This is a genomic window from Nitrospira sp. BLG_2 (assembly GCF_049222245.1).
Genome location: NZ_JBLYIG010000618.1, coordinates 1 through 1875, shown reverse-complemented (window position 1 = coordinate 1875; position 1875 = coordinate 1). Strand labels below are relative to the sequence as shown.

Annotated in this window: 4 protein-coding genes; 3 read left to right on the top strand and 1 reads right to left on the bottom strand. The window is 52.7% G+C overall.

Going from position 1 to position 1875, the window contains the following annotated elements; translation table 11 throughout:
• From ACOSYY_RS16430 to ACOSYY_RS16420, 3 genes are all read left to right on the top strand, one after another.
• On the top strand, window positions 1-454 hold a 454-nt coding region (locus ACOSYY_RS16430), incomplete at its 5' end, for a c-type cytochrome (RefSeq protein WP_421663803.1).
• 134 nt (window positions 455-588) lie between these two features.
• A complete protein-coding gene (locus ACOSYY_RS16425) occupies window positions 589-912 on the top strand; it encodes a BrnT family toxin (RefSeq protein WP_421663802.1) in 324 nt (107 codons plus the stop codon).
• Window positions 909-1127 (top strand): BrnA antitoxin family protein, encoded by a 219-nt coding sequence (locus ACOSYY_RS16420; RefSeq protein WP_421663801.1) that lies wholly within the window; start codon window positions 909-911, stop codon window positions 1125-1127. Before ACOSYY_RS16425 ends, ACOSYY_RS16420 begins: the two co-directional genes overlap by 4 nt.
• Window positions 1128-1337: 210 nt before the next feature.
• Here ACOSYY_RS16420 and ACOSYY_RS16415 read toward each other — a convergent pair.
• Window positions 1338-1875, bottom strand: a 538-nt coding sequence (locus ACOSYY_RS16415; RefSeq protein ID WP_421663800.1) for an acetate--CoA ligase family protein, incomplete at its 5' end; no start/stop codon positions are given.

The window sequence follows — 1875 nt, the reverse complement described above, 5'->3', positions numbered from 1 at the left end:
CAGCGGTCTGCTTACTAAACTGGTAGTCTCGACAACCCTGCTCTTCATCTGCAGCGAGGGAATGGATCTGGTACCCATGTCTCACTATGCCTGGGCTGAATCCGTTCCATCGCAGCAGCCCGGTCAACTAAAGGGTAATATCCTGCGGGGCCGAGAGATCTTCAACGGCAAGGGTGTGTGCTATTATTGCCATGGCATTGATGGGTATGTCGGAAGAAGACCACGATTGGAAGCCGACACCGCCGCGCTCATCGCGAAATTAAATCCTCCGCCTTCCGATCTACGGAATCCCGAGGTCCTACGCCTTAAAAACAACAAGGAACGATCCCGCGCCATCAAAGAGGGCCATCCCGGGACCGGCATGTTTCCCGACACCAGCATGACCGATCAAGACCTCGCCGATACCTTGCTCTACCTCGCGCTTATCAGAAAAGATCCTCACCCGGAGCAGTAAACTCCAACCTGCGGCATAATGTTCGTCGGTGACGAGTTGCTATACAGCCGGCCATAAGTGTTCCACGTTGCCATGGCGTGTTGGAGAATCTCTGCTGAGGCCTGACTCTGAATCTGAACAACTGTAACCTTGACGTGTTCACAATTGATACATACAGTGTACATAACATCAAATGCGGTTCGAATGGGGATGCAGCAAAGGAGAAGGCCAATCGTAGGAAACATGGTATTTCCTTCGAAGAGGCACAAACGGTGTTCTTTGATGAGCATGCCATTCAATTCTTTGATCCAGATCATTCCGAAGACGAGGACCGTTTCATTTTGCTCGGTATGAGCTACAAGTTACGCCTGATCGTGGTGTGCCACTGCTTTCGAGAGAGCGAAGCCGTTGTGCGACTATTCTCAGCGAGGCGAGCGGAAAAAAGCGAAGAAAAGGAATATTGGAGGCAAAGACAATGAGAGACCATTACGACTTCTCAAAAATGAAAGGGCGTAAAAACCCGTATGTCAAATATTTAAAACAGCCGGTCACAATGCGGCTTGATCGTGATACGGTTGCCTACTTCAAGTCCATAGCCGAGGAAATGGGGATTCCCTACCAGAGCTTGATCAATCTTTATCTTCGAGACTGCGCCTTGCATCACCGCAAACTACACATGAAGTGGGCGTCTTAACGGATCGGCCATGCCCAAGGAGCTATTGCCGCTCACCCATCCGAGTAAGACATGAGCAAAGAATTTATGCCGCTGAATCTGTCCGCCAACGCACTTGCCCAACGTCTTGGTGTGACGACGGCGCGTCAACGAGATTGCGAATGAACGGCAAAGAGAGAACGAGGAACCACTTGTATCACCGTGTCTTAGAAAACCTGCTCGTCCCTATTCTTAAATCGCGAGTCGTGGTGGCTTAATTCGTATCCGCGCATCCACGATCCGGCAGCCTTGGCCGGGAGGGAGGGCGAAGATCGGATTCAAGTCGAGTTCGCTGATCTCCGGAATTTCTTCAACAAGACGCGATATCCGCAACAATGTTTCCTCAAGGGCTTCCAGATCGGCCGGTGGATGTCCTCGATAGCCGGTGAGCAGCCGATACCCTTTGATTCCCCGGACCATCTCCGCGGCGTCGCGGTCGGTGAGCGGCGTGATACGGAACTGCACATCACCAAGAATCTCGACGTGAATTCCACCGAGGCCGAAGGCGATCAAAGGACCGAACAAGGGATCATCGGTGATGCCGACCATGACCTCCACGCCGCCGGTCACCATCGGCTGTACGAGCACTCCTTCCATGGCGTCGAGCTGGTCGGTTTCGGCGAGCCGCGTTCTCATTGAGCCGACCGCTTGGCGAACCGCCTGCTCATCTTTCAGATTCAATTGCACACCACCGACTTCGGTTTTGTGTACGATCCGATGTGACGCCAGT

Coding starts and splice junctions, on each gene's coding strand:
- ACOSYY_RS16420 (WP_421663801.1), top strand. CDS start 909: ATGAGAGACCATTACGACTTCTCAAAAATGAAAGGGCGTAAAAACCCG.